A 26,073-nucleotide genomic window follows, 5' to 3' on the forward strand; every position below is an offset into this window, starting at 1 on the left:
CACACGCTTGCCAACTCGGTGTCGCAGATGACGATCGGCGACCTTGCGAACGATAGCGGTCGTCATCGCCTCACGCGAAGCTTCCGCTCGCGAGAATTCGTCGAGCCAGCTTTCTGTTCAATTGCGCTGGACGACACGCCAGTGCTCGTGGCGACTGACGGGTTCTGGGCCGAGCTGGATCATCGCCAGCAGAGCGCTTTCATCCATGGTCGCGTTCCGGAGAACGCCGGAGAGAGACGACCGCAGCGTACTTCAGATCACACGACTCGGAAGAGGCGGGTTGTCCAAGGTCTCACGGAGCGAGCCTCCTCGCAGAATCTACATGGTCTGCAAGCGCAAAATTGTCGCAAATTTTGCCCCTCTCGATCGAGACAAATTTCGTGGCGTTGAGACGTGACAGATTTTGTGTGGAATTGACCTGGCATGGACGAGTTTTTGGCTAACGAGATTCTAAATTTCTTCTCTTACGGTGCCCGCGGGCAATTGAAGACCGTGGAGTGTTCTGGATGTTTGCCAAGTTGATGCTTCGCGTTCGTGGTCAGCTGATTGCGGGTTTTGCAGCGGAATGTGCGATCATAGCGCTCTCATTCGGATATGCGGTTTTCGCAGTTAGCGGAGTCTCAACCACCGTCAATGAGATGGTGGGTCTTCGTACGCCGGTTGCGATCGCCAGTGCCGAGTTGGCCGGCAATACCGTAGTCTTTGTCGCTTCCGAGAAGGCTTCGGCTAACCTAGAGTCGGTTGCCTGCGCCACTGAGCAGATGAGCTCATCAGTGACCGAAATCGGCCGCCAAGTGTTGGATGCCGCGCGCATTGCGAGCGCCGCGGTTCGATAGGTGCCGTCGGCGACATTCGGCGCTTTGCCGATCCGACCAGGCTGGTGAGCTACCTGGGGCTGAACCCGAGCGTCAGGCAGTCTGGCGAGGGCCCCTACCATGGCAGGATCACCAAGCAGGGCTGCGGCCAAGCTCGCGGAATGCTCGTCGAAGCAGCATGGGCTGTAGCCCGTTCGGCGGGACCGCTGCGTGCATTCCTTCAACGTGTCGCTGCACGACGCGGCAAGCACATCGCGGCAGTCGCGACGGCGCGGAAGCTGGCGATGATCATCTGGCATATGCTGACCAAGAGCACTGACTAAATCTGGACGAGGCCGGCCCTGCTGGCGCACAAGTTCCGGAGCATCGAACTGCGCGCTGGACTACCCACCAGCCATGCCAAGCGTGGATCGGCCTATGATACAACATCCCCGCGAAGAGGGCTGAGGAACGAGCAGGCGTGGAATGCGCCGAGAAGGAGTATACGAGATTGGCGGCCAAAGCCGCGATCCCGACACAGCAAGGCTTCTGCAACATAGGGCTTGTCTACAACATCCGTGTCGGTCGGCTTGCCGGGCTGCGAGAAGTCCAGCATGACGCCGCGCTGGTAGGCCCACAGGTCAAGATCGCGCGACACGAACTCGCTGCCTTGATCGACGCGGATCGTGGCCGGGAAGCCCGCTTCTTTGCAGGCCCTTTCCAGCACCGCCACGACGTCGGCGCCGCGGAAGGTGAACCGTGGCGCCAGCGCCGGTGAGAACCGTGAGAAGATATCGACGATTGTCAGCACGCTAAGCTTGTGTCCTGTTGCCAACTGGTCATGGACGAAGTCCATCGCCCAGGTCTCGTGGATCGCGTCGCCGGCTTGCGATCATCGCGCAGCTTGACTTTGACGCGGCGCTTGGGCCTTTTTGTTGCGCAATTGCAGGCCCAACTCGCGATAGACGCGCCGGGTCTTGTTCTGGCACGGCGCCCATCCTTCACGACGCAGCAGCACGTGAACGCGGCGATAACCGTAGCGAATGCGGGCATGACAGGTCTCCTTGATCTTCTGCTCGAGGGCAGCTTGGCCGGAGCGACGGGACTTGTAGTGGTGGGTCGACCTGTCAAACTAAAACGCCGCACAGGCCCTGCGGATCGAGACCTGCCATTCGTTGCGGACTTCGTCAACCAGCTTGCGCTTCCGGCAAGGCCTCATAGCCTTCGGCGGATCACGTCCTGCGGCATCTCCTTGTCGAGCGACAGGCCCGCGACCAGTTTCTTCAGCTTGCCGTTCTGGGCCTCGAGCTGCTTCAAGCGCGGCATCTCCGTCGGCAGCAGTCCGTCACACTTCTTCTTCCAGTTGAAGTAGGTCGCTTGGCTGATCCCGACCTTGCGGAAGATCTTCGCAGCCGGGACGCCATCGTTGCCCTGCTTCAGGATGAACGCCTTCCGGGCGTCCGAGAACTTCGAGGCCTTCATCGTCCTTCGCTCCTCCCAGCCGAGGGGATTCGGCAGCGAAAACTCTAGCCAAAGTGGTCCAGCTTGCCGGCCTCAGATCATGTCGTTGAACCGACACGCACGATGGTTTCACCGAAAGGGTTAAGTGTTGGCGCCCTGCCTTCGGTCATGAAGCGCTCGAAATTGAGCGATCTTAACGTCGCTACCGTGTTGCCCCGTTGCGAGCGCTTCTAAGCCTGCTCGTTGTCGTCGCGCTCGCGCACAACCGTTCGGCGCGGCGAAGGACGTTGATCATCGAGAGGAGATCGTCAGCGTCGGCTTCAATGCGGCTCTTCACTCGCATCCCAGTCGGAAACTGAAGATGTCGGCGACCGCGTCCAAGACCTGCTCGCCATCTGTCTGGAGCCTCTGATTCCGATCCTGCGGTGTTTGAAAAGGCGGTAGGCCTGAAGCAGGTGCTCGATTACGACTCGGTCGCCGGATCAGAAGGCCTGGTGCGGCTCGAAATCGTCATGCTCGCGCATGTGAGGGGACTGCGTCGCAGGCAAGCTCGAGCGGGTCCGTGGGACCATAGGACACCGAGAACCAACAGTCAGAGCTTGGCTCTTTTCGTACCAACGCGTCGCGCTTCAGACAACGTGTCGGGAGTCGGACGACGCGAAATCATCGCTGGCAAACCAAATGGCCAACTCTTTTCGAATTCCGTCGGCTCTGGGGGCGCGAGCCGAGTGATCTAAGGGCTGGTATGGCGCTTGCTTAAAGAGAGGCGGAACCACGTCTACGCCCCCTGGCGATTAAATACCTTCGCCTGCGATGGACCTAGGAGATCGGTTCTTTAGCACGAGGAGCTAATAGCATGTCCGGTGTTGCTGCTGCGTTTCTATGCTCTTCAAGCAAGTCACGGGCGACGGTTTATGATCGGCTCAAGCACATGGTTCCGAAACTTGCATTTCGCGGTCAGGCGGGGGTCGGCATTGCAGCTTTCATGCACAAGGAAGGTGTTCGATATGCGAGAGCGCTTCAGTCCTCATGCGACTCAGTGCGCATTGAGCACGATGAACAGGATCCGAATTTTAGGCCCCATGTTGCAATCGCCCATATCCGTAGCCGATGCCGCGGAATCAGCGATGGCGGGGACCTTCAGCCAATTCACAACAATGCGGGCACCAGCCGCAGTTTGGCAATTTCTCTAGATGGAGCCTTGGTCAATGGCCGTGAACTCAGGGGAGAATTGCTTGCCCAGGGCTATAGGTTGGGCAGCAACACAGATGCTGAGCTCTTGCTCAAGTGGATTGAAGGCTCTTGTGAAAGAGACTATTGGCGGCACGGTCTGCCCGTCAATTACGAAAACATCTTTCGCGACATTGATGACCGAATTGATGGCGCTATTAGCGCGATTCTCCTGGACGGAGAAGGAAATCTGGTTGCATACCGTAATCGATGTGGTTTGCGTCCATTGGAAACTATGCAAACAGATGACGGGTTCTTGCTGGTTGCTTCGGAAAATTGTGCCTTTGCCGATCTGGAGGGTAAGACACAGCAAATCTTACCAGGGCACATCAGGTATGTAGACGGGAAAATGGGGTACTGCGTTGATCGTTCCGTGAGCAACGGGCAATACAAAGCCAAACTCTGCGCCTACGAAGCTCTTTACTTAGGAAATCCGAACACATCGGTCGAAGGCCAATCACATTTCGAAACCCGTTACAACATCGGAGCCGCCCTTGGTGGCCTTGTTGCGCAGCGACTGCAAGGAGAACTAGGCTCCACACTCACAATCGTTTCCTCCATGCCGCATACTGGCGGGCCGTACGCTGATGGTCTGTTTGCATCTCTCGTCGAATACGGCGTGTTCGCCCAGCGTCGGGAAGTAGTCTCAACGCAATTTTTTCAGCGAACTCTAATCGGTACACCCAGCGAGCGAAAATGTCTCATTGCTCAAAAGTACCGCGTATCGGAAACGAGCCTTGCTGAAGCCGCGATAATAATTGTCGACGAGGCCCTCATTCGTGGCGATACCAGTCAGGCTGTCACGAATATGCTGCTTGCCGCTGGGGCCAAAGCCGTACATTGGGCGATCGGTTCGCCGCCCATAGTGGCTCCTAACTACTACGGCATGGGTATCGACACACTAGATGAGTTGGCATTCTGGCAGATATGGAAACAATTGCCGCCTGAACAGCGCACGCAAATCCTTCGCTTTCACAAGATGGAGCCGCAAGATCTCAAAATCATCGAAAGCAATATCGCGGCATCCATCAACGCGGCCACGATAACGTATCTGCCGTTTCCACTTCTAGTATCGTTGTTGCCCTGCAGGCAAGACGGCGTCGATTTGTCACCGTTTACATTCGAGATGCCAACCCCTGCGGGGCAGAAGCGCGCGAATAGGAACTTGCGCGAATTAGCGGCCGATCTTCCCTATTCGGAATCGATCCTTGCTTGAGGTCAAATCATGAAACCGGTTCTCGTCTTTGATTGGAATGGAACGCTGCTCGATGATACGTACGCACTGCTCCAAACGACAAATGCCATACTAGATCGCTTTGGTCATGCAACAATCGACATGAGCACCTTCCGGGAACATTGCGATGTTCCGCTATCTCTTCTTTATCGCAGTCTCGGAATGTCGCAAGACGAGGTTGCGACGGTGGATCGCGATGGCAGTGCAATCTTTCACGACACGTACGAACCTCTTGCGGGTAAAGCCGATCTGCGCGAGGGCGCGCGCAGGGTGTTGGAGTTAGCGCACCAAGAAGCAGCTTCGTCCATCATCGTGAGCAACCATATAGTCGATCCTCTGCGCTCCCAATTGAGAAGACTTGGGATCGACGACTACATCAACGATGTGCTCGCCTTTGAAAACCGCACTACCCAATATAAATCGATGAGCAAGGGAGAGCGGCTTCGTCTATACATGCAGAAAAACAACCTGAAGCCGGCGTCAACCTTCATCATCGGCGATATGCCGGTCGAAACGGATATCGCGCGCAATCTCGGACTCGTAAGCATATCCATTACCGGTGGATTTGTTTCGGAGTCGCGCTTGCGCGCGGCGCGTCCTGACTACACGATTAACAACCATCATGAGCTGTTACCAATCTTACAAAGGCACGGGTTTTTTCGGAATGCATAAATCATGATTGGCGAGGAATCATCACCCAACGTCGCTCCTAAAACGGCGAAGCAGAGAATAGGCCTTATCGGAGCTGGACGCATGGGAACCGGTATCGGTATCAGCCTATTGCGTCACCAAATCGAGCTGCATATCAAAGCGAACAAAACTCGCTTCGGTGCGGATCGCTTGACTGGTGCAGGTGCCCATGAACATCCTTCGATCGCCGAGTTGGCGCGGCATGTAAACGCCGTCGTGTTATCCTTGCCTTCCAGCCGCGAGGTTGAGGCAGTATGCCTTGGGCAAGATGGGCTGTTCGTCCATATGCCCCGAGGAGGGTTGATAATTGACTGCTCGACGTCTTATCCTGCTTCAACGGTCGCACTGGCTGAGCAGGCGCAAAAATGCGGCCTAAGCTTTATGGACGCTCCAGTAACGCGGAGCCCCGAACAAGCAGAGCTAGGCCTTCTCAACGCGATCGTTGGATCGAATGAAAAGCTTTTTCCTGTCGCTGAGGGCATTCTTGGTGCGTTTTGTGAGACCGTTCTTCATGTCGGAGATGTCGGACAAGGTCACAAGCTCAAGCTTGTTTACAACAGCATGACTATGGGGATAGCGGCGGTAGCCGCGGAGGTTTGCCAGTTTGCGTGCGGCCTTGACGTCGATCTCGTAACACTCCGCTCTCTGGTTAGTCGGGGCTCCACCAATAGCGGAATATTTCAAGCCTTCGTGTCCTTTTTGTTAGGCGAGAAACCCGATGTTCTGGCAATCTCAATCGCGAATTCCGCAAAGGATATTGAGTGCGCTGTGCGCCTGGCAGGCGAGAGCGCAGTTCCGGTGCCGGTCTTGGCTGCCGCCGCACACAAATTAAATGTCTCAGTTGTTGCGGGCAAAGGCGAACTCACACTACCTCATCTGTCTCGCCCATGAGCTCCTCGGCCTATTCATAGCAATCGAGAGCGGGCTCTAACCGCGGAGCGAGTGCAGATCGTCGTTATGGAGAGGTGTAGCTGGCGGGGCCGCGGCCCTCTATCGGTCTGCGCATTTTCATCGATGCAGTGTACGCATCCGGGCAACCCTACGATTACCCACATTTTTTGAGGTGTACTGTGCCGAAAAACTTGAGTCGCCAGAAACGCTTGTGATTCTTTGACGGGTACCTGATTCGAGAAGAGGTGCTCTATGGACTGACTTCACGCGCGCGGGATGAGAAGGCGGATCGGTTGACGTCTGACGCGGTGACCTGGTTTGACCGTGAAGCAGCGCTTTGCGAATTCCATGACACTCGGCTTGGCGAGAGAATTCGCATGCTGCTGAAGCAGATCGGCGGAGACATCGGACAGAGCATTCCGATGGTGTGCCAAGACTGGGCTAATACCAAGGCGGCCTATCGTTTCTTTCTCCAATGAACGAGTAAGCGAGGCCGACATCCTGTCACAGTGCCGGCCTTTGGCATGAGTTGCATCGTGTCGAGACATGATGCATCCGCGCCACGTCCGCGTTTCACCGTATTGGCGACCGGCGCGAGTACATCTGATTGGCAGCTTCATTCCACGAGGCGACCTAAGTGCGGCAAGGCCGCCGCTTTTGTTGACCAGGCGATTGCCGGCATCTGAGCCGCTTCGCGCGAGAAGATCGGTGCTTTCCCGGTACGACGTTTGGAATTGTGCGAACGGATTGTCGGGCGGAGGGAGCTCCAGCCACTCGTCGTCGTACTCGGGACGGTCGTGCTCGAGTCCGTAGTCGAAATCTTCGACCACGTGGTGGGAGCCGGTGTTGGTTTCCTGATGGTTCTCGACGCCCTCCGGATACTCCCAGACCCTAGGGAAAGTCTTCCCAATTCCGGATGCTTAATAACGGCTTCATGGTGGAGCTCCGGTCCCATCTGTCGCTCGTCGCTGCAAACGGCGTTCCAGTCCAGCAGGTCCGAATCGATTTCGTGTATCTCGCCAAAACGTCGATGTCTGATACGGGCGGTTCCATTGCAGTAGACGTACATCACCAGCGATTTCCCGACTCTTTCCGATGGCATCATACCATCGGAGCGCGCCCGCGGTCGAAGCGGATTGTCGATCGCCGATAACCGACGAAGGAGTGCACGACCGGCGTCGAGCAATGGACAGGAGTCGGATCCCGCGCCCAACATACGGCCATGAAGAAGGTCGTGAAAAGCGATGTCATCGGACAGCAGGGAATGTCCCTCATCGAGGGAATCGTTCTCTTGGAGTTCATGTTCTATCCGACCGGCGGCGTCGAAGCGGAGATCGACGGCTTCATCGAGTTGCGTGACGCCGAAACGGGCGAGGTCGCAACTGGTAGTGTCCAGTATCTTTCGCACATTGATCAGGCGACGACTCCGGTCTCAGAGAGTTGCTGCTGATAGAGCGGTCGCATATTCATGTAGCATTTGGTCGACCACGCGTTCCGGCAATGTGCCGCAGCCGTGCCACTGCCAAGTTGAGACAGGATTGACCGTCAGGAAAGGCGCCGATGACACGGGTTCGTCGCCGGATCTCCTTCATGATGCGCTCGAGCGGATTGTTAACCGGTATGAGGATGGCGCGGTCACTGTTTCCGCTACTGGCTTTTCGAACTGGTGGCATATGCTGCGAGTATCCGGGATAGAGGCTCCGGGAGCACGAAGGTGCGGGCGGCCGGTTCGTACGATGAGCTGCGAGCTCGTTTTGTTAGGTGGCCGCCTCTTACGACTCGCCCGGTTGCGCCGAGAGCGCGAATCCGTAGTTGTCGTGTCGCCCGCCGCTCTCGTTATCAACGTGGCGGGTAGGAAAGACGGACATGCGACGCGTAATCGGAATGGATATCCACCGCACCTTCTGGGAGGTGGCGATTTGGGAAGGAGGCGTGCTGCGGCACGCAGGCCGGGTCGACATGACCCGCGTGGCACTTGAAGGCTTCGGGAGGACGCCTAAGCCGACGGACGAGGTCGTTCTGGAAGCGACTGGCAATAGCATGGCAGCGTCGCGCGTACTGTCGCCTTTCGTCGCCCGGGAGGTGATCGCCAACCCGCTGCAGGTGAAGGCGATCGCCCATGCGCATGTGAAGACCGACAAGGTTGATGCAGGCACTCTCGCGAACCTTTACGTCGCGGGCTACTTGCCCGAAGTGTGGACGCCGGACGCGGTTACCGAGCGATTGCGCCGGCTGGTGGCGCGGCGTTACCAGATTGTACGTCGTCGAACACGCGTAAAGAATGAGGTGCATGCGATCCTTGCGTCGCATCTTGTTCCGAAGTGCCTTCACTCTGACCTGCTCAACCAGCGCGGCCGAGTGTGGCTTGCACGGCAGGTCGTGCCGGCAGATGAGCAGCCGGCACTTGAGCGGAATATCCGTGAACTCGATCGGCTCGCCGAAGACCAGGCGGAGTTGGACCGCGAGATCGCACTGAGTGTCATGGGCGACAGTCCCGTGCGAAGGCTGATGACGATCACGAGCGTCAACCTAACGGTGGCCGTCGGCATCATCGCGGCGGTCGGCGACGTCACGCGAGTCAAGAGCCCACAGAAGCTGGTGAGCTACTTCGGCCTGAATCCACGGGTACGCCAGTCGGGCCTCGGCGCTGCCCATCATGGGCGCATCAGCAAGGTTGGTCGCAGCCACGCGCGGGCGATGCTGGTCGAGGCGGAATGGGGTGCTGCAAAGAGGCCTTGTTCGTTCGCATCAGGGCGAAGCGGGGGCATCAGATCGCGGCGGTCGCGCTTGCCCGTAAGCTCACTGTCCTATGCAGGCATCTGCTGACCAAGCAGGAAGACTATCTTTGGGCGCGGCCGGCTCCGGTGGCGAGCAAGATGCGCGCCATGGATGGAGGCTCAGGCGGGGCGGCCGCAGAAGAAAGGCAATCGCCGGGGGGACCACTTACGCCTATAACGTCAAGTCTCTGCGCGACCAGGAACGTCAGGTCGCCGAACTCGCCGAGAAGAGTTACGTACGATTTGTAACGTACTGGAAAGTATGTCCGCCGAGGGCGCGGCGCGCGGACGCCTCAACCCGATAAGGCTTGAATAGGCTGCCTGGCCGCGCTTCCAGCCGACACGCCGCTCTTCGCCACGAGGTCGCCCGCGCCAACCGCGGCGCGGCTCTCTTGGGTATGAATGGCCTTGAGCATGTGGCTCACCTCGCGGACCCGGGTCGACGGCACGAGGCTGAAGACATTGCGATAAAAATGCACCATGCGGCGCTGATAGCGTACCCCCCGTAGTAATCCGTAACGCTTTCGGCAAGACCTCGGCAGGCATCGGAAACCACCAACTGCACGCCCTTGAGACCACGATCGACGAGATGCCGCAAAAACGATGACCAGCCGGACTTGCCTCCGTGGCACCTTCACAGATGCCGAGGATCCCCCGGAATCCCTCGGCATTGACGGCCGAGGCCATCAGCAGCGACACGTTGCGAACTTCACCGGCCCAGCTGCGCTTCATCACAATGCCATCGAGATAGAGATACGGATGCTCGTCCTCGATCCTGCGATTCCGCCATGCCTCGATCTTGGCATAGATCTTCTTGTTCAGGTTCGACACTGTGCTCGGGCTGACCCGGGTGCCCCACAGCGCCTCCGTGATGTCTTCGACCCGGCGAACTGAAATCCCGGCCAGATACATCTCGATCAGCGCCTCCTCAACCGAGCTCTCCCGCCTCTGGTAGCGCTCGATAGTCGCCGTCTCGAAGGTTTGCCGCCGTAGCTTCTGGCCTTCAAATTGACGTCGCCCGCCTTGGTTTGCAGCGTTCGTTCGTAGCTGCCCGCCCGCGTGTCCTGCTGGGCCTGGCTCCGCTCATAGCGTCCGACACCGCACAGCAGGTCCGCTTCGGCCTCCAGCATGGCATTCAGCGTCTCTTCTACCGTTCCGCGGACCATCTCGCCCAGGTGATCGCGAATCCGGGCTTCATCTATCTGGATCACCTGACCCATGGCATTCCCATCGTTCATCCAAAGCTCCTTCATTCTAGAAGAAGCCGTCAGTGCTGAAAGAGCGAAAGATTCTGTACGCAACCTGCTCCTGCGGGTCCAGGGCAAGGCCACTGAGCGCGAACGACTGCAGGTGGAGACCGAGGAAACGTTCGAATTCGCGTGCGCCGACGCTGACATCGAATACTGGACCAAAGGCACGGCTCCCGTCCTGCTGATCGTCGTGGCTCTGAAGACGCGGAAGGCCTACTGCAAATCGCTGAAGGAGTGGTTTGCGGATCCGGAGCGCCGTAAGTCCCGCAGGTCGTCTTCGAGAAGGCGAACCTACCAACGCTAAGGGGTGTCCCAATGGGGCGATCTGAGTACAATAGGACCTATGCTTGGTGGCAGGATTAAGCCGCCACACTAAAAGCGAGGACTACGCATGCGCCCGAATTATCTTTTCGGAATGAGGCAAGCCGCGAGGCAAGCAAAGGCACTCCAAATTCCCGAAATCGCCGCTATCGAGTTTGGCGTCGCTGGCGGTATGGGACTGCTGGAGATGGAACAAGTCGCTGAGAGTCTTCAGGCTGAAACGGGAGTTCGCTTCCGACTCTACGGCTTCGATCTGGAAACTGGCTTGCCACCCTCTGACGATTACCGAGATCTGCCATACCTCTGGCGCGCCGGTTTTTTCAAAATGGATAGGGCTAAATTGGAGCGTCAATTAAAGCGCGCCACCCTGATAATCGGCAACGTCGGCGAGACGGTTCTGGCGTTTATCGAACGCTATTCGCCACCTGTTATCGGCTTTGTGTCTTTCGACCTCGACCTCTATACAAGTACTAAGCCGGCACTAAACCTTTTCAACTCTGCTGCATCTCATTTTCTACCACGGACCTTCTGCTACTTTGACGATATCGTCGGTGATCTTGATGAAGTACACTGCGAATGGGTTGGGGAACTTCTGGCAATCCGGGAATTTAACGATGCTCACGCAGCGCGGAAAATCGCAAAGATAAACGGTCTGTCTTGGAAGTTTGGCGCACCAACGCAGTGGCATGACCAGATCTTTGTGTTGCACCTGTTCGATCACCCCGCCTACAAGCAATACATCAATGAGCGGACGGACTGGCAACTGCCCCTACCAGAATAAGTTAGCTGGTCCCGGCCTTGCGGCAGATCTCCGCCACCGCAACCCCGTCACTGCCCTGCTTCAGGATGAGCGCCTTCTGGGCGTCCGAAAACTTCGAAGCCTTCATCGTCCTTCGCTCCTCCCAGCCAGGGAACCGGTGCGAAAAACTCTAGCCAAAAATGGTCCAGTTTGCCGGCCTCAGATCAGAAGATGGACGGGCAAGGTTCACGGAAGAGCAGGTTATCGCAGTGTTGAAGGAGCATGAGGCTGGAGCGACGACAGCAGGCCTGGCTCGCAAACACGGGTCTCCGAGGCGACGATCTACAATTGGAAGGCCAAGTTCGGCGGCATGGAAGTCTCCGAAGCCAAGCGGCTGAAGCGCTCGAGGAAGAGAACGCGAAGCTGAAGAAGCTGCTGGCCGAGCAGATGCTCGATGCGGCGGCACTGCGCGAGCTTTTGTCAAAAAATGTATGGTTCACCCCGTCCGTGTAAGGGTTCGTAACAACGAAAATGACACTTCCAGTTGCATAAATGTATCCGGCCTCTCGTGAGTGGACTGCTGTTGCAGCCAGGCCATGATGAGATCTGCGCACGCCGTTCCCAATAAATGGTTCGGGCACGAAGCCCGTTTTTTGCACAGGCCTTACGGCATGTTGATCCACTGTTTCGTCATCACTGTTCCCGAGCCATGCAATCGAAGCCAGCGTCAGGTGAAAGCAGGATCTCTGCGTTCGTAGAGAGCTCAAGACCACCCAGACAATGCGTGCGGATTCCGAGATGATGGTGCGCACCGTACCGACTTGATGGCGCGCAGGGTTCCGAAATGATCGCGCCCAGCATTCCGAGCATTTTCCGCGCAGCATTCGGATTTGATCGCGCGCAGATTCGGATGGTGTGAGGCCCGATCGTTGGGCCAATTCTCCGGCTGGAAGCAGCTGGGAGGATTGGATGCCGACGAGGAGGGTTATCATGCGCCAGGTGCGCGAGATTGTGAGGCTGAGCCTTGCATCGGGAGGCGTCCGACGCGATGACCTGGTTTGATCGTGAAGCAGCGCTTTGCGAATTCCAGGACGCTGGACTTGGCGAGAGATTTACATGCTACTGAAGCAGATCGGTGGAGACATCGGCCAGAGCATTCCGATGGTTTGCCAAGACTGGGCGAATACCAAGGCGGCCTATCGTTTCTTTTCCAATGAACGAGTAAGCGAGGCCGACATTCTGTCTGGTCTCTTTAAATCGACGCGGGAACGTATCGCGGCTGCGAAAGGTCCTGTTCTTGTCCCGCATGATACGACCGAGTTCACCTATCAAAGAGAGCGCCCGGATCTGATCGGGATGATTAAGCGCATCCCCAAAAGCAACTCCCGAAGATTGGACGGAAAACCCAAACGTACACGACATGCGGAATATTGATGCATTCGAGCTTTGCGGTGACCCTCGAGGGGCTTCCACTGGGGCTCAGCGCCGTGAAGTTCTGGACCGAAAGAAGTTCAGAGGGGGCGCCGCGCTCAGGCGCGAGGTCAACCTGACACGGATCCCCATTGAAACCAAGGAGAGCATTCGGTGGCTGGAGAACCTCAAACAATCCACGGAGCTTTTCGAGAAGCCACGCAGTGCATCCATATCGGTGATCGTGAGGCCGATATTTATGACTTGTTGTGCGCCGCCCAAGAGGTTGGAACGCATTTCTTGGTAAGGACCTTTGTCAATCGCCTGGCAGGCGATGGCGATCATACCGTTGCAACGATAATGGACGAGGTCGTGGTCAAAGGCCTCCACCGGATCGAAGTCCAGGATAGCAAGGGCAATCCAGACCAGTCTGTTCTTGAAATCCGGTATCGTAAAATCGGTACTTTGCTACCGATCGGCAAGCAGTCGCGGTATCCAACTTTGACTATGACAGTGATCCACGCTGATGAAAGAGGAGCGCCAAAGAACAGAAAGAAGATTGAATGGAAACTCCTGACCGATCTTCCAGTGCAATCGGCGCAGGGCTGCGATCGAGAAACTCGAATGGTATTCCCTGCGATGGAAGATCGAGGTCTTCCACAAGATACTCAAATCCGGCTGTAGGGCAGAGGAGGACTCGCAACTGCGGACTGCTCAGCGATTGACGAATCTGATCTCGGTATTCTGCATTGTGAGCTGGCGCATTTTTTGGATGACGATGCTTAATCGTTCAGCGCCAAATGCCTCACCGGATTTGTGCTGACCAAGGCTGAAAGCCAATTGCTTGATCGGCTCGTCGAAGACAAGAATCCAGTCGACACACAACGAAAGACATTGTCGCATTATCTTATCAAGATCGCCAGGCTCGGCGGCTATCTCGCCCGCGCCAACGATCCGCCACCAGGGAATCTGATCATATGGCGCGGATTATCGCGATTCATCGATATCGCAACGGGAGCGAAACTCTGACTCAAAAAATGTGGGTAATCGCAAGCATCACCGGACGGATACCATCAAGCTTGGCCCACGGCGAGTTCGGGCGCCTTTCGGCCGAGGGCAGGCTGCTCGTCAGCCGCGCCAAACGCAGCATTGCCGCTAGCGCGCAGAACGCGCCGGTCGCGATGAAAAAGAGCGGCCCTCGCAGGACTCTGGATACTGCACAGTCTTAGATGTTGTATTTCGTGTGGACGGTAAACGATACTATCCCGGCCTCGGGCGCGTGAGCCGTTAGGCCGAAGCGGGCTAAGAGAAGAGCTACCGACCTCGATGCTTGTTCTTCCGGGTTCTGATCAATCGCCAGAGCAACGACGCCGGTCTTCATCATCTGTCTGACCTCGTCGCTAAGGTCGTGCGCGATCACGATTGGTGCTCTGGCCAACCACGGTGCCACTGTGTGGGCAAGCCCATTTTTTGATCCCGCGACGTAGATACCGCTGACAGCATCCTCGGACATTCCTTTAGGGCACTCATCGCTCTCCATTATCTCGACGTGTATCGGAGAAGAAAGTTCTGCCTTCACACCGTCTCGAAATCCACTAATCCTAGAGGCCTCCGCTCGGTATTTCAGATCGGAGCAGACCGCTAAGTAGATTCCCCGATTGACCATCCGGGACATGAAGAATGCCGCAGCTCGTCCGGCTCCGTAGTGGTCAATCCCGACGTAGGCCAACCGTGGTGTCGTCGGCAGGTCTGATCCGAGAGTAATGACAGGGGTCCCCGATGAGGTCACCGAGGCAATCGCATCTATCATTTGATCTGTCTCGGGTCCGTACACTATCACCGCGTCTGCCTTGGCCGCGCGAATCAGACCCGGGACCGCTTCCGCATGCCGCTCCTCGAATAGGACGCGTTCGATCACAAGGGATTTTGTAGTTTGCGCGATTTGGCTTTCAAACGCTCGGGCAAGCCGCAACAGAAGGGGCGTCCTTTGCGAAGGCATTATTACCTTGACTCGAAAGAGCCGACGATGGGGCGATGGAAGAGTCCGACTGATCCCCAGCTGACGAGCAGCTTCGATGACTTTCAGCGCCGTCTTCGGGGATACATTAGCTCGTTCATTGAGGACGCGATCGACCGTTGCAATTCCGACGCCAGCGAGCTTGGCTACCTCGTTCAGCCCAGGTTTCATTCGCTTCGGCTTTCGTTTTGCGGTATGTTTGTTGACGATAGCCCATCGCAGGTCAACACCGCACTTCGCACCAAGATGTCATGGATGCACAGGATTATAACTGATGACTGAGCGATGCAGAATAGTCATCGTTGGAGGGGGGCACGCCGGCGGCAGATTGGCGCAACTCTTGTCTCGCGGCCCCGATCGCGTCCACGTGACCCTCGTCGGGGCCGAGCCTATCTATCCCTACGAACGACCTCCGCTATCTAAAGGAGTTCTCCTGGGCACCAGCGGGCTCGATGACTGCGTGTTGTGGAAGCCTAACGACCCAGTTTGGGAGCGTGTAGAGACCCATCTCGGCGTCGCCGTTGAAGATGTTGATCGCGTCCGGAAAAACATCCGACTTAGCGACGGTAAAGTGATTAGATACGATCGATTGGTTCTCGCTACCGGCTCTCGAGTTCGCGGGTTTCCGGTGCAAGGAAGTCAGCTCCGCGGCGTCTTTAGCCTTCGAAGTTACGCCGATGCTCAAACCGTTTCTAAGTACTTCCTGGCATCAAACCGAGTGGCCGTCGTTGGTGGCGGATTTATCGGCCTCGAAGTCGCGGCGGCCGCCGCACAGCGCGGCATCCAGCCACGAGTGATCGAAGCTTCCGACCGACTGCTTTCTCGCTTGGTGCCGCGACTGGTAGCAGATCGCCTTGCCGAGACGCACCTCCACGCTGGTGTGCAATTGACGTACGGGGCCATGGTCGAGAGGTTCGTTTCCAATGGCCATGGTAGCCTAAAGCGCGCTGTTCTCAGCAATGGAGATGCTGTTGACTGCAGTGTCGCCGTCGTTGCCGTTGGTGTTGAACCTGAGATATCCCTTGCGATTGGCGCCGGCTTGGAGATCGACATTGGTGTAATAACTAACGAGCAGCTGCGTACCTCTGATCCCAACATATTCGCCTGTGGCGACATTGCCGCCTTCTGGCATCCACTTTACCAACGGCATATACGTTTGGAGTCGTGGCAAAACGCGGAGGATCACGCAAGAATCCTAGCCGCCGTACTGCTGGGCGAAGAAGTTACGGCGCCGTCAGTCCCATTCTTTTGGTCTGACCAGTACGACCTCTCCCTTCAAATAATGGGGTTACCTCATCTCGGTACGTCGACAAGGCGAAAACCGACAGCGTCTGGAAGCGCGATCTTGCTTCACTGCGACGCACTTGAACGACTCGTCGGCGCGACCGCCATCGGACCCACGGCGCTCATCGGGCGAGAGCTGAGAAAAATGCGTCAGCTGATTGCTTCACGCGCTATCTGCAACTCTGTCACGCTTGACGGAGCCGAGTTAGAGGTCGTTGCGGGTTAAGCCCGTCGAGGTACCAAAACGGTGACCGCTCCATCCTCGATTCTCACCTCGTACGTGCGCAGGTTTATGCATACCGGAGCGCCAAGTGCCTTTCCCGTCATATAGCTGAACCGTCCAGAGTGACGGGGGCACTCCACCGTGTGGCCCTCAACATAACCATCGGACAGGTGGGCGTGTTCATGAGTGCAAATATCGTCTGTTACGAAGATTTCGCCCTTCGGGGAGCGAAATATTGCGTATGAATGCCCGTCAAACTCCCAGCGACGAACGTCTTGAAGCCGAATATCCTCTACCTTGCACGCAAACACCCATGTACGAGCGGTGTCGTCAACCATCTTCAAATCTAGGCTCATGTTGAACTTCTCTTCCCTCTTTAGAATATGCTGAACGTCTGGCGCCATCACTTTTGCACCTGACATCGAACCCTTCGTCGATCGATCCGGCGGCAAAGTCGGGCTATCATTAGGTCGACTTCTAGTTCTCCCGCGTACCCGTCGACCTCATTGCACCTTTGGATCTTCTCAATAGACCATGTATGCATGCGCCGCTTCCGGCCGGGCCCCCCAAACCGATGTCGACCAAGATCCCAGCGCTCTCATAGCTCAAATCAACAGAAAGAGGCCATCTGGATCAGCACACGAAGCGTGTATCGACGATACAACAAATCGCGATCGCCTTGATCTGGACACCTACATCTGCAGTCTACAGTTTGCAGTCTTCAGCAGCGGAGCAGTAGTGGGCTGTAACGTTTCCTGAGTTCAAGCGCTGTCGTTGTGCTCTACGCGTTGTCTTCCAGGTGGGCTCCAGACTTGTCCCAAGCCTTCCTGACGCATTCTCGAAGCATCAGGGCTTCGCTCCAGCGATCCGTTGTATCTTCACCATCTCGACCGGTTATCGCGTACGGCCGCGGCCCCAACTCGCAAGTAAACGCCAATGCCTCTCCGTCCGCCGCGCGCCGGCGCCAACTCCGAAAGCCGTAGCCCCACCACTCTAAGAACTGGTCGAGCCACATTTGGTGCTGCGGGAAGCTAATCTCGATTTGTATTTGCTCGCGGCTTGCTACCCTACCGTGGAACGCCCAACACCTATCCAAAACTTGATGGATGTGGCTGTTATTCTCCTCGGTAATTGGCCATGAGAACTCGCGCCCAACAACGAAGTGCGAAATATCCCCCAGCAGCTTGAGATCGGGGATTCGTTCAAGTAGATCGAGTGTAAAGAACAGGTCGGTCGTCATCCGGTCGCGATGTGTCTCTATATAGACGGGAAAATCGACCTCCTCGGCAAGCCGCAGCCATCCTTCTAAAAGCGGGATGCAATCATCCAAGCGACGTGGCCGTACATCTGGTTGAATCTCAAGATGATGAAGACCGAATTCCGTTGCATTTTCGAGCACTGGCTTGAGCTCATCGATGGTCTTCGGAAAACACTGGCCTTCGGCTGTCAACCCGTTCGCCTTCAACAGGCCATGCAGCTCGCGTACGTACTCCCGGCTCCGCCAATCTGCGCTAACGCCGTCATAGCCGGCATCTTTGATCATTCGGATGTTTTCCTCAAGCCCGCGTTCTGGCTCCGTCGCGCTTCGCAATTCCATGGCCCAAAGCGACTGAAAGAACAGGATGGTGTTCATGTAGTGTCTACCTTCGAACTGCTGAGAGAGCGGCTTCATGCGTTGAGTGGGCGTTGACGGCATCTGACTGCAAGAGCTTTCTCAAATCGTAGCTTGGGTCCTGCAGGACGGAAGGCGACGGGCGAAGGCGCCTCTCAATTATCGAGGTCGCGACTCGGACGATCTTTGCTACTTGCGATAGGCTACCGAACGCCGCCGTGGCCTCTAGAACGCCAAATCTGTCTAGGAGAAACGTTACTATACCCCCATCGTCTAAACTACGATTTACCTCGACCTGCGATTTGTTCGGAATGCCAGCAACTTGGAATACTTTGTCGAATTGATCAGACCACATCCATGGAACTGCCCTATAGGAAACCTTTCGTCCCAAAATGTTCAACGCGGCAGTGCCCCCCTGGTCCAGCGCATTCTTCCATGCCTCCAATCGTATCGTGTCTTTACCCGTCGACGCCGGATATCTTGCTGCGTCTCCGGCGGCGAAGATCCGAGAGTCTGCAGTTTGGAGGTATTCATTGACGAGAATGCCGTCGTCAGTGGCAAGGCCAGCCTTCTGCGCCAATTCAACGTCGGGATCCGCGCCAACAGCAACCAGAACTGTGTCGGCTACGAATTCCTGTCCTGATCTGAGTCGCACGCCCTCGACCATGTCGCAACCAATGATCGCCTCCACGTCCGCTCCGAGGAAAACCTTGGTGCCGTTGGAACGATGCAGTTCTAAGATTCTATCGGACGTCGAGATCGGCATCACGCGAGACAGCAGAGCGGGTGCCTTTTCCAAAACTGTTGTGTCAACACCTCTTGCCCGGGCAGACGCCGCGACTTCCAATCCGATCAGTCCTCCGCCGATAACGACAAGCCTTCGTGCCGGCATCAATCTCTCTCGGAGAACGGCGGATTGATCCAACGACCGCAGCGCGATCACTCCCTTCGAGCCGACGCCAGGCAACTGCGGAAAACGCGGTTTTGCTCCTGTCGCGAGCAGGAGGTAGTCATACCGAAAACGATCTCCTCCAGCGAGTGTAACGCTCTGTGCGTCCCGGTCGATTGCTTCCGCTCTGACCCCAGAGCGGAAAAGGATTCCGTTCTGGTCAAGCCAACCTGGGGCAAGAGCCGCTACGCCGCTGAAGCTCTCCTCTTGAGTAAGGACTGACTTGGACAGAGGCGGACGCTCATAAGGGGCGGACCGTTCCTCCGTTAGGAGTACAATCTCGTCGGACCACCCATGCTCCCGTAGTGCGCGAGCTGCACTCGTCCCAGCATGTCCAGCACCAACTATGACAATTCTTCGAGCCATCACATCAAGTCCGAACTGTGCGAGCTTGGAGGTTAGTCGCCGACATCTGATTTAGGCTATTCTGAACCTGATGTTTTTCCATCATGTTTACGATTCGTAGACTCGCTCGTGTGCGGGGCGCCCCGAGTCGGCGGCCTGCCGGCGTAGGATCAACGCCATGTAGTGTGGCGTGTTCGCCGTCAGCGCCTCTGAGACCAGGACTTCACGAAGGAGGATTTCTGGTTCATCGTTGCCGTACGGAGCGAAGTTGAAGCAGAAATCCGGGCCGGACAAAGCCCCGGCAGAACAAGTGCTGAAGGACAACCGACGCCAGGCACCTCGGCAGTATTCAGCGGAAAAGAATATCCGTATCGTGTTGGAAGGATTTGCGCGACGAGGAGAATATCTCCGAGCTGTGTGGCCTCGATGTATTATGGCCGGTCCAAGGAGTTCCTTGAGGCTGGCAAACGCCGCCTTGGGGGGCGACACTGCCCGCTCAGCCACGTCCGGCGAGGTCAAGGATCTTCGTCGTGAAGCCTCCGAATTGAAGGAGGTGGTCGCCGATCGTACCCTGGAGAACCGCTTACAAAAAAGAGTTGAGCGCGGCTGGGGAGGACGAGGCATGAGGTATCCTGCGTTCGCGAAGGCCGAGATCATCGCGCTGGTCGAGCAATCACCATCTGCGTGCCAGACGCACGCTCGAGAAGCTCGGCATCCCGCGAGCCGCATTTTATCGGTGGTACGATCGCTACCGTGCGGTTGGCGTTGAGGTACTGGCTGAGTATCGCTCGAAGTCGGACATGGTCTGGAATCGGGTTCCTGACGAAGTCCGCGGTCAGATCATCGATCTGGCGCTGGAGATTCCCGAGCTGTCGCCGCGCGAGCTGGCGGTGCGCTTCACCGATGACAGAAAGTACTTAGTCTCCGAGGCGCTGGGTCTATCGGCTGCTGAAGGCGCACGACCTGATCACCAGCCCCGCCTATGAGGTGATCAAGACGGCCAACGAGTTCAAGGACAAGACCACGGCGATCAACCAGCTCTGTCAGACTGACTTCGCCTACCTCAAGATCACCGGCTGGGGCTGGTATTATCTGTTCACTGTGCTCGCTGACTTCTCGCGTTATATCGTGGCGTTGAGGATGAGCCCAACCATGTGCGCCTCCGACGTTACGGCCACGCTCGACCGGGCGCTTGTCGCCTCAGGCCTGGAGTACATCAATATAAAGCAGCGGTCACGGCTTCTCAGCGACAACGGATCAAGTTACGTCGCGGATGATCTGGCCACCTGGCTCAAGGGCAAGGACATACGGCCTGTGCGCGGTGCGCCAATCATCGCCAGACCCAGGGCACTGGCATCAGACCTTGAAGAACCGCATCTTGCTGAGCGCATCAAGCGCGAGACCATCGCAATCCGTCGCTTGCGGCATCGACTGCAGGCAGCTTAACCTCTAGCCCAAGATGATCCGGAGCCTCCCTTCTCGAAATGCATGAGCGGTCTCAAATTATCTGACGACGGACACAACGCGAACATTGCGGCGCCGTGGTCGAAGTTGGCGAAGAGTTCGGCCGCGGCGGTGAAGGTCGTGTGGTCCGTTGTGAGCAAGACGCCAAAGTTCGTCGCCGGTGGCGCAGCCCTCAGCGTACAACGGTTCGCTGCTAATAACGCGAGCGACCGGTTCGCGGCGAAGTCGTTCACCTCGAAGTGGCGCCCGGCGCAATCCGTTGTGGCCGCTCAGATGCTGCATCGCGGTTCGAAAGGCAGTGATGTCTGGTGTACCGGTGTTTCGATAGCGAGCACGCTAAGTTGCATCAGTTGCCGATCTGCAATCTATACTCTCGACCGCTATACGTAGCGTGCAGGGGAGCAAACGAGCCGTACAATGACGAGCGTTTAGCGGCCGTGGCGACAATGCAGTAAGCCGTAGCTCGACATTTTGATGGATTTCAATCAACCTAACCATCGAGCCATCCAACGCTCTGCCATATACTGAAGAAAATATAGGGGTGGATTGCGCGCCAGGAGGAAGCGATGATGGAGGAAACTAAATTCGGCCGTCGCGACGAGTTTGGTCACTACGCGCCTAAGGAGCTCATCAGTTATGGGCCGTTGTTCACGTTGCCTCCGAAACCTATGGCGGTGATAAAGTGGTTGCCAGGGTACTTTTTGCCTTGGAACCTGCTGCTTATCGTGTTCGGGATCGGTTATTGGCTCTTTCTTGCGCCGTCTCTTGAACAAATGAAGACACTCGAGATCGGCTGGGTACTTTATCTCGTTCTCCTCAACTATGCCATCGTCGTCCTTTGGTATGGCGCCTGGCACTCTTGGCTCTACGTTTTGCGACGGCAGGAGACGCGCTTTAAGTACAACCCGCGTTGGCCCACGGCCAGAGCTACTGTTTTCGTCTTCGGCAAACAGGCTTTGGACAATATTTTCTGGACGATAACGAGCGGCGTTCCGGTCTTTACAGCATATCAGGTCGCGGCGTTTTATCTTTATGCCAACGGCTACGTGCCTCTCATCACCTTGTCAGACAACCCAATATGGTTCATCGTCCTGCTGTTACTCGTCCCATTCATTCATGAGGTCCACTTTTACGCGGTTCACCGCCTGCTTCATACTCGTCTCCTCTACAAGTACGTTCATTCATTGCACCACAATAATACGAACGTGCTTCCCTGGTCGGGATTAGCGATGCACCCGGTCGAACACATCCTGTATTTTTCTGTCATCGTGTTGATCGCTGTCTTCAATTCACATCCAATACATATGCTTGCCATGGTGATGCGCGCGGGCCTCGCTCCAGCAATTGCCCATACCGGTTTCGATCGAACCGAGCTGGGGGGCGAGCGCACCGTCCCATCTGGAGTCTACGCTCATTATCTTCACCACAAGCTTTTCGAGGTGAATTACGCTGATGGGGCGGTCCCACTAGACAAGTGGTTTGGCAGCTTTCACGACGGCAGCCCTGAAGCCGATGAGCGTCTAAAGCTTCGTATGGAACGGCGTGCTGAAGCTTATGCCAAGAAGGACGCTCGAGCCTGACTGGGTGCTCAACGTACCCTAGAATCCTATTGAAGAACTCAAGCCGCACGGAGAACTCCGCGGCCAAGCACCACGTCAGCAAAGGGGAAACGTTATGATTGTGGCAAGGATTGTTCGTCGCGCATTTCTCGCAGGCGTCGCGGGGATCGCCCTTACAAGTGTAGCGTTCGCAGACGGGCCCACTCCGATTCGAGTTAAGTCGGACGCGCACGCCGAGGTACCGCAAAAGTTTAAGAATCACGCGGTTAAGATCGCGGTTGTCCGCCAGCTCAACACTGGCGACGTGTATCAGGAGTGGATTGCCGGCGTTGAGGCTGAAGCGAAGAAGCTCGGCGTCAAGCTGACGGTCTACAACGCCGACGGCGACAATGCGAAGCAGGCGCTGATGCTGCAGCAGGCCGTAGCCACTCAGCCGGATGCCATCGTCATTGGTTGGGGATTTGGTGATAGTCTGCGCGACGGCATCAAGGCGGCCGCTGACGCCAATATTCCTGTCGTGACCTACTACGTTTCGGTCGAGCCGTCGGACAAGGTCATCACCGTTGATCAGGGCGACAAGCTGATGATGACCGGCATCCTTGGTGCTCTGAAGGCCCATATCGGCGGCGACGGTGCAAAGGCTGACGTCATCTATGTCTATGTGCCAGGCTATCAGGCGCTCGATCTGCGCAACGAAGTCTGGAAGGAATTCTTGAGGGCCAACCCTGGCGTCAATACGGTAGCGACGATCGGCGTCGTCAACGCCAACACTGCCGCCCAGACGGCCGATCAGGCCAAGGCAGCGCTGACTGCCCATCCAAACGTCAAGGCGATTGTCGCGCCGTATGATGAGTTCACCAAAGGCGCATCGCTAGCGATCAGCGAACTCGGTCTGGCGGACAAGGTTAAGACCTATGGCATGGACATCTCAACTGCCGACATCGCGGTAATGACGAAGCCACACAGTCCTTGGGTGGTCACGGCTACCACCAACCAGTCCAATGTCGGCTCGGTCGTACTGCGGGTGGCCGCGGCCAGGATTGCCGGCGACCTCATCGGCAACACGCTGAGCGTGCCGCCGCTGGTTATCACTCAGGAAGAGCTGCGCACGAACAAAGTCGAGAACATCGAACAGCTTGGTGCGGTCTTTCCGGATCTGAAGACGCCGGACGTGGCGAAGGCCCCTTGGATGGATAAGATGAAATGAATCGGTCCACGCAGGAAAGCCTCGCTGGAGGTTGCCCTATGTCCGAGCGAACGAGAGCCCTCGTCGAGTTCCGCAACATCACCAAGCGCTTCGGTGCCACGCAAGCGCTAAAGGGTGTGAGCTTCTCGATTATGCCGGGCGAGACGCTGGGTCTGCTCGGTGCCAACGGCGCCGGCAAGTCCACGCTCATCAAAGTGCTCTCCGGCAATTTCCTGCGCACGTCCGGCGAAATCCTGATCGAGGGCGAGCGGACCGAAATCCGCTCGCCGACCGAAGCGCGTGACTGCGGCATCGCGACCGTTCACCAGAACATCGACGATGCCGTGGTGTTCGGCATGACAGTGGCAGAAAATTTGCTGCTCGACGATCTCTCGACCGCCGACTCGCCCTTCTTTCTCAACCGCCGCAGCGTCATGGACCGCGCGCAGCAGGTGCAGCAGAAGTTGGGCCTCAAGCTACCGCTGGAAGCTCCGGTGGAGGAACTGTCAGCGAGCGGTCGGCAGGAGGTGGCGATCGCGCGCGCCCTAGTGAAGAACCCTAAGCTGTTGATCCTCGACGAGCCGACTTCGACGCTGTCGGCGCGTGAAGCGGAAAAATTGTTCGAGGCGGTGGCGGACCTCAAGCGGCGCGGTATCGCGGTGCTTTACGTCTCGCACCGCATGAGCGAGAGCCAGCAACTATGCAACCGCGCAGTCGTTTTGCGCAATGGTCAGATCGTTTCCGAGCACCAGTCACCGCTCGATACGAATGCGATAGCGACATCAATTCTCGGCGATCTGATCTTGTCGGCGAAACATGTCATCCGCCGCTCGGACCAGGTGCCGGTGTTTGTCGGACGCGGCTTGCGTGTGCGGCCCGATGCGGTGCCCGTCGACCTGACGTTCCGCAAGGGCGAGGTGATCGGTATCACCGGGCTCGTTGGCGCCGGGAAGACCGAGCTTCTGGAACAGATTTACGGTGCTATGCCGCTGGTTTCGGGCAAGATGCTGCTCAACGATCGGCCCTTCAAGCCGCGCGACGCAGCCGATGCGCTGACGAGGGGCGTGGCGATGGTGCCGGAGGAGCGCGCGAAGCAATCGATCTTCCCTGGCGAGGGCCTGGCGAAGCATTGCTCGATCGGCGCAATGGGATTCTTCAGCCGCTATGGCTTCATCGACCTACATAAAGAAGTGGCATTCACCCAGGATATCATCCGTGACTACAACGTCAAGTGTCCCGGCTGGGATGCCCCCATCGAGGCGCTGTCGGGAGGCAATCAGCAGAAGCTGTTAGTCGGCCGCTGGCTCAAGCACGGCTGGTCACTTCTAATTCTTGACGAACCGTTCCGGGGAATCGACATCGGAGCGCGCGGCATCATCTCGGACGCGCTGCGGGCTTTCTCGGAGTACAACTCGGTCGTAGTCTCGTCGTCGGACCCTGAGGAAGTGGTGGAGGTCGCCGACCGCGTACTCATTATGGTCGAAGGAGCGATCGCGGGCGAAGTTATGGCGGATGCGCTCAGCTCCGAAGAGCTTTCTGAAATCATGAGCCGGACCGGTGCAGCTCGGCAAGGCGTAAGTGGGGGCACCCTTCAATGACAATCCAAAACTCGCTCGCGCAGCCGGCCGAGCCTGGATCCACCCGCGGCAGCGCGGAAAAGCTGAAAGTCTTCATCTACCGCTACGGGCTTTTGGCCGTTCTGGTGCTGATGATTCTGTTCTTCTCCTGGCAGCAGCCGTTCTTCCGCACGTTCGCCAATGCAATGTTTATCCTGCAAGCGGCCTCGGTGGTCGCGGTGATCGGGCTTGGCGCCACGGTTTCGATGACGGTCGGCGGATTCGACCTGTCCGTAGGAGCGTCGATGTCGCTTGCGGTGATGGCAGCAACCGCGGCGATGGTGATCGGCGACCTCGGTGGCGCCCCAGCGATTCTGATCGCCGTGGCGGCGGGCGTCGCGGTCGGCCTATTCAACACTTTTCTCATTGTCTACGCCCGCATCCCCGATCTGGTGGCAACGCTCTCCGGCTTGTTCCTCATCAACGGGTTGACCTTGCTCGGCGTCTCGGGCCAGTCGATCGCGGAGGGTATGTCGTTCAACGGCAATGTCGCTCCGGGCAAGTTCTCGCCGCTATTCGGCTGGCTAGGTGGTGGGCGGCTGTTCGGTATCCCAGCGTCAGTCGTGGTCGCAGGTCTGATATTCATCGTCGTCATTGTGCTGCTCAATTACACGCGGTGGGGGCGGGCCTTCTACGCCGTTGGGGGCAATCCGATCGCAGCCGCGGCGGCCGGCATCCGCGTGGCGCGTTATCGCATGGCGGCATACCTGATCTCCGGCGCGTTGGCAGCAATCGCCGGAGTCATGTTAGCGGCCCGCTCCAACCGGGGCGACGTCAATGTGGGCGACGCGTACTTGCTGCAGGCCGTGTCCGCCGCGCTCGTGGGATATGCCGTGCTTGGCGCCAACAAAGCGAATGCCGTCGGTACGCTGGTTGGCGCGGTCTTCGTCGCCACACTAATCAACGGACTGACAATGTTCAATTTCCCGTACTACGCGCAAAGCTTCGTTCAGGGAGTGCTGCTCGTGGTCGCGTTGCTGATGAGTTACACGCTTGGCCCACGCCGCCGTTGAACTTAGTT

The 26,073-nt window shown here is 57.2% G+C and carries 21 protein-coding genes and 9 pseudogenes; 21 read left to right on the top strand and 9 right to left on the bottom strand.

Annotated features, from left to right (window positions below; genetic code table 11):
* Positions 1-506: 506 nt before the first annotated feature.
* On the top strand, positions 507-836 hold the full coding sequence (locus AC0WRY_RS34435) for a hypothetical protein (RefSeq protein WP_128929781.1): 330 nt from the start codon (positions 507-509) through the stop codon (positions 834-836).
* Positions 827-1,308 (top strand): annotated as a pseudogene (locus tag AC0WRY_RS34440) (transposase); the annotation flags it as partial. The gene AC0WRY_RS34435 and the pseudogene AC0WRY_RS34440, both read left to right, overlap by 10 nt.
* A gap of 51 nt (positions 1,309-1,359) precedes the next feature.
* Here the strand turns inward: AC0WRY_RS34440 and AC0WRY_RS34445 are convergent.
* Positions 1,360-2,276 (bottom strand): annotated as a pseudogene (locus AC0WRY_RS34445) (IS3 family transposase); the annotation flags it as partial.
* 835 nt (positions 2,277-3,111) lie between these two features.
* Here AC0WRY_RS34445 and AC0WRY_RS34450 point away from each other — a divergent pair.
* The 5 genes from AC0WRY_RS34450 (at position 3,112) to AC0WRY_RS34470 (ending at position 7,750) form a co-directional block, all read left to right on the top strand.
* Positions 3,112-4,701 (top strand): amidophosphoribosyltransferase, encoded by a 1,590-nt coding sequence (locus AC0WRY_RS34450; RefSeq protein ID WP_232995614.1) that lies wholly within the window; start codon positions 3,112-3,114, stop codon positions 4,699-4,701.
* A gap of 9 nt (positions 4,702-4,710) precedes the next feature.
* Complete coding sequence (locus AC0WRY_RS34455; RefSeq protein WP_128929780.1) at positions 4,711-5,391, top strand: HAD family hydrolase; 681 nt, start codon at positions 4,711-4,713, stop codon at positions 5,389-5,391.
* 3 nt (positions 5,392-5,394) lie between these two features.
* Positions 5,395-6,300, top strand: a complete 906-nt coding sequence (locus AC0WRY_RS34460; protein ID WP_128929779.1) for an NAD(P)-dependent oxidoreductase — start codon at positions 5,395-5,397, stop codon at positions 6,298-6,300.
* 308 nt (positions 6,301-6,608) lie between these two features.
* A complete protein-coding gene (locus AC0WRY_RS34465; RefSeq protein WP_232995656.1) occupies positions 6,609-6,779 on the top strand; it encodes an IS4/Tn5 family transposase DNA-binding protein in 171 nt (56 codons plus the stop codon).
* Positions 6,780-7,522: 743 nt separating this feature from the next.
* A complete protein-coding gene (locus AC0WRY_RS34470; protein ID WP_188637434.1) occupies positions 7,523-7,750 on the top strand; it encodes a hypothetical protein in 228 nt (75 codons plus the stop codon).
* On the opposite strand, the pseudogene AC0WRY_RS34475 reads toward AC0WRY_RS34470, so the two are convergent.
* Positions 7,714-7,922 (bottom strand): annotated as a pseudogene (locus tag AC0WRY_RS34475) (transposase); the annotation flags it as partial. The gene AC0WRY_RS34470 and the pseudogene AC0WRY_RS34475 sit on opposite strands and share 37 nt — an antisense overlap.
* A 244-nt stretch (positions 7,923-8,166) precedes the next feature.
* Between AC0WRY_RS34475 and AC0WRY_RS34480 the strand changes: the two are divergent.
* A pseudogene (locus tag AC0WRY_RS34480) lies at positions 8,167-9,393 on the top strand (IS110 family RNA-guided transposase).
* Positions 9,394-9,454: 61 nt separating this feature from the next.
* Here the strand turns inward: AC0WRY_RS34480 and AC0WRY_RS34485 are convergent.
* Positions 9,455-10,297 (bottom strand): annotated as a pseudogene (locus AC0WRY_RS34485) (IS256 family transposase); the annotation flags it as partial.
* Between AC0WRY_RS34485 and AC0WRY_RS34490 the strand changes: the two are divergent.
* Together AC0WRY_RS34490 and AC0WRY_RS34495 are read left to right on the top strand one after the other, a co-directional pair.
* Positions 10,296-10,631 carry a DUF4365 domain-containing protein gene (locus AC0WRY_RS34490; RefSeq protein WP_128929778.1) on the top strand — a complete coding sequence of 112 codons (336 nt, stop codon included), beginning with the start codon at positions 10,296-10,298 and terminating at the stop codon, positions 10,629-10,631. The pseudogene AC0WRY_RS34485 and the gene AC0WRY_RS34490 sit on opposite strands and share 2 nt — an antisense overlap.
* A gap of 87 nt (positions 10,632-10,718) precedes the next feature.
* Entirely contained in the window at positions 10,719-11,429 is a 711-nt protein-coding gene (locus AC0WRY_RS34495) for a hypothetical protein (RefSeq protein ID WP_128929777.1), read from the top strand.
* A 4-nt stretch (positions 11,430-11,433) separates the two neighbouring features.
* Here the strand turns inward: AC0WRY_RS34495 and AC0WRY_RS34500 are convergent.
* Positions 11,434-11,535 (bottom strand): annotated as a pseudogene (locus AC0WRY_RS34500) (transposase); the annotation flags it as partial.
* 52 nt (positions 11,536-11,587) lie between these two features.
* Here AC0WRY_RS34500 and AC0WRY_RS34505 point away from each other — a divergent pair.
* From AC0WRY_RS34505 to AC0WRY_RS34520, 4 genes and pseudogenes are all read left to right on the top strand, one after another.
* A pseudogene (locus AC0WRY_RS34505) lies at positions 11,588-11,879 on the top strand (transposase); the annotation flags it as partial.
* A 624-nt stretch (positions 11,880-12,503) separates the two neighbouring features.
* Positions 12,504-12,821, top strand: coding sequence for an IS4/Tn5 family transposase DNA-binding protein (locus AC0WRY_RS34510; RefSeq protein ID WP_232995611.1), 318 nt, complete (start codon positions 12,504-12,506; stop codon positions 12,819-12,821).
* Positions 12,822-12,971: 150 nt separating this feature from the next.
* Positions 12,972-13,481, top strand: a complete 510-nt coding sequence (locus AC0WRY_RS34515) for a hypothetical protein (protein WP_232995610.1) — start codon at positions 12,972-12,974, stop codon at positions 13,479-13,481.
* A gap of 132 nt (positions 13,482-13,613) precedes the next feature.
* On the top strand, positions 13,614-13,826 hold the full coding sequence (locus tag AC0WRY_RS34520) for a hypothetical protein (protein ID WP_232995609.1): 213 nt from the start codon (positions 13,614-13,616) through the stop codon (positions 13,824-13,826).
* Positions 13,827-14,022: 196 nt separating this feature from the next.
* Here AC0WRY_RS34520 and AC0WRY_RS34525 read toward each other — a convergent pair whose 3' ends face one another.
* Both AC0WRY_RS34525 and AC0WRY_RS34530 read right to left on the bottom strand, forming a co-directional pair.
* Positions 14,023-14,715 (bottom strand): substrate-binding domain-containing protein, encoded by a 693-nt coding sequence (locus tag AC0WRY_RS34525; RefSeq protein ID WP_232995608.1) that lies wholly within the window; start codon positions 14,713-14,715, stop codon positions 14,023-14,025.
* Positions 14,716-14,862: 147 nt separating this feature from the next.
* A pseudogene (locus AC0WRY_RS34530) lies at positions 14,863-14,985 on the bottom strand (LacI family DNA-binding transcriptional regulator); the annotation flags it as partial.
* Between the two features lie 103 nt (positions 14,986-15,088).
* Here AC0WRY_RS34530 and AC0WRY_RS34535 point away from each other — a divergent pair.
* Positions 15,089-16,324: an NAD(P)/FAD-dependent oxidoreductase gene (locus AC0WRY_RS34535; protein ID WP_232995607.1), complete on the top strand. Its 1,236-nt coding sequence runs from the start codon at positions 15,089-15,091 to the stop codon at positions 16,322-16,324.
* On the opposite strand, the gene AC0WRY_RS34540 is transcribed toward AC0WRY_RS34535, so the two are convergent.
* From AC0WRY_RS34540 to AC0WRY_RS34550, 3 genes are all read right to left on the bottom strand, one after another.
* A complete protein-coding gene (locus AC0WRY_RS34540; protein ID WP_128930174.1) occupies positions 16,321-16,659 on the bottom strand; it encodes a MocE family 2Fe-2S type ferredoxin in 339 nt (112 codons plus the stop codon). The genes AC0WRY_RS34535 and AC0WRY_RS34540 overlap by 4 nt on opposite strands.
* Before the next feature lie 443 nt (positions 16,660-17,102).
* The gene (locus tag AC0WRY_RS34545) at positions 17,103-17,954 is read right to left on the bottom strand and encodes a sugar phosphate isomerase/epimerase family protein (RefSeq protein WP_128955100.1); all 852 of its coding nucleotides are present in this window, start codon (positions 17,952-17,954) and stop codon (positions 17,103-17,105) included.
* Between the two features lie 7 nt (positions 17,955-17,961).
* Complete coding sequence (locus AC0WRY_RS34550) at positions 17,962-19,248, bottom strand: NAD(P)/FAD-dependent oxidoreductase (protein WP_128929774.1); 1,287 nt, start codon at positions 19,246-19,248, stop codon at positions 17,962-17,964.
* A 247-nt stretch (positions 19,249-19,495) separates the two neighbouring features.
* Between AC0WRY_RS34550 and AC0WRY_RS34555 the strand changes: the two are divergent.
* The 6 genes and pseudogenes from AC0WRY_RS34555 to AC0WRY_RS34580 form a co-directional block, all read left to right on the top strand.
* Positions 19,496-20,611: pseudogene (locus AC0WRY_RS34555) on the top strand (DDE-type integrase/transposase/recombinase); the annotation flags it as partial.
* A 104-nt stretch (positions 20,612-20,715) separates the two neighbouring features.
* Positions 20,716-21,081, top strand: a complete 366-nt coding sequence (locus AC0WRY_RS34560; RefSeq protein ID WP_128929773.1) for a hypothetical protein — start codon at positions 20,716-20,718, stop codon at positions 21,079-21,081.
* A gap of 176 nt (positions 21,082-21,257) precedes the next feature.
* A complete protein-coding gene (locus tag AC0WRY_RS34565) occupies positions 21,258-22,271 on the top strand; it encodes a sterol desaturase family protein (protein ID WP_128955099.1) in 1,014 nt (337 codons plus the stop codon).
* A 94-nt stretch (positions 22,272-22,365) separates the two neighbouring features.
* Entirely contained in the window at positions 22,366-23,457 is a 1,092-nt protein-coding gene (locus AC0WRY_RS34570; protein WP_128929771.1) for a substrate-binding domain-containing protein, read from the top strand.
* A gap of 38 nt (positions 23,458-23,495) precedes the next feature.
* Entirely contained in the window at positions 23,496-25,034 is a 1,539-nt protein-coding gene (locus AC0WRY_RS34575; RefSeq protein ID WP_164934141.1) for a sugar ABC transporter ATP-binding protein, read from the top strand.
* Complete coding sequence (locus AC0WRY_RS34580; RefSeq protein ID WP_128929769.1) at positions 25,031-26,065, top strand: ABC transporter permease; 1,035 nt, start codon at positions 25,031-25,033, stop codon at positions 26,063-26,065. The genes AC0WRY_RS34575 and AC0WRY_RS34580 overlap by 4 nt, the downstream gene beginning before the upstream one ends.
* The last annotated feature ends 8 nt before the right edge of the window (positions 26,066-26,073 follow it).

It is taken from the genome of Bradyrhizobium sp. T-12, assembly GCF_058314695.1.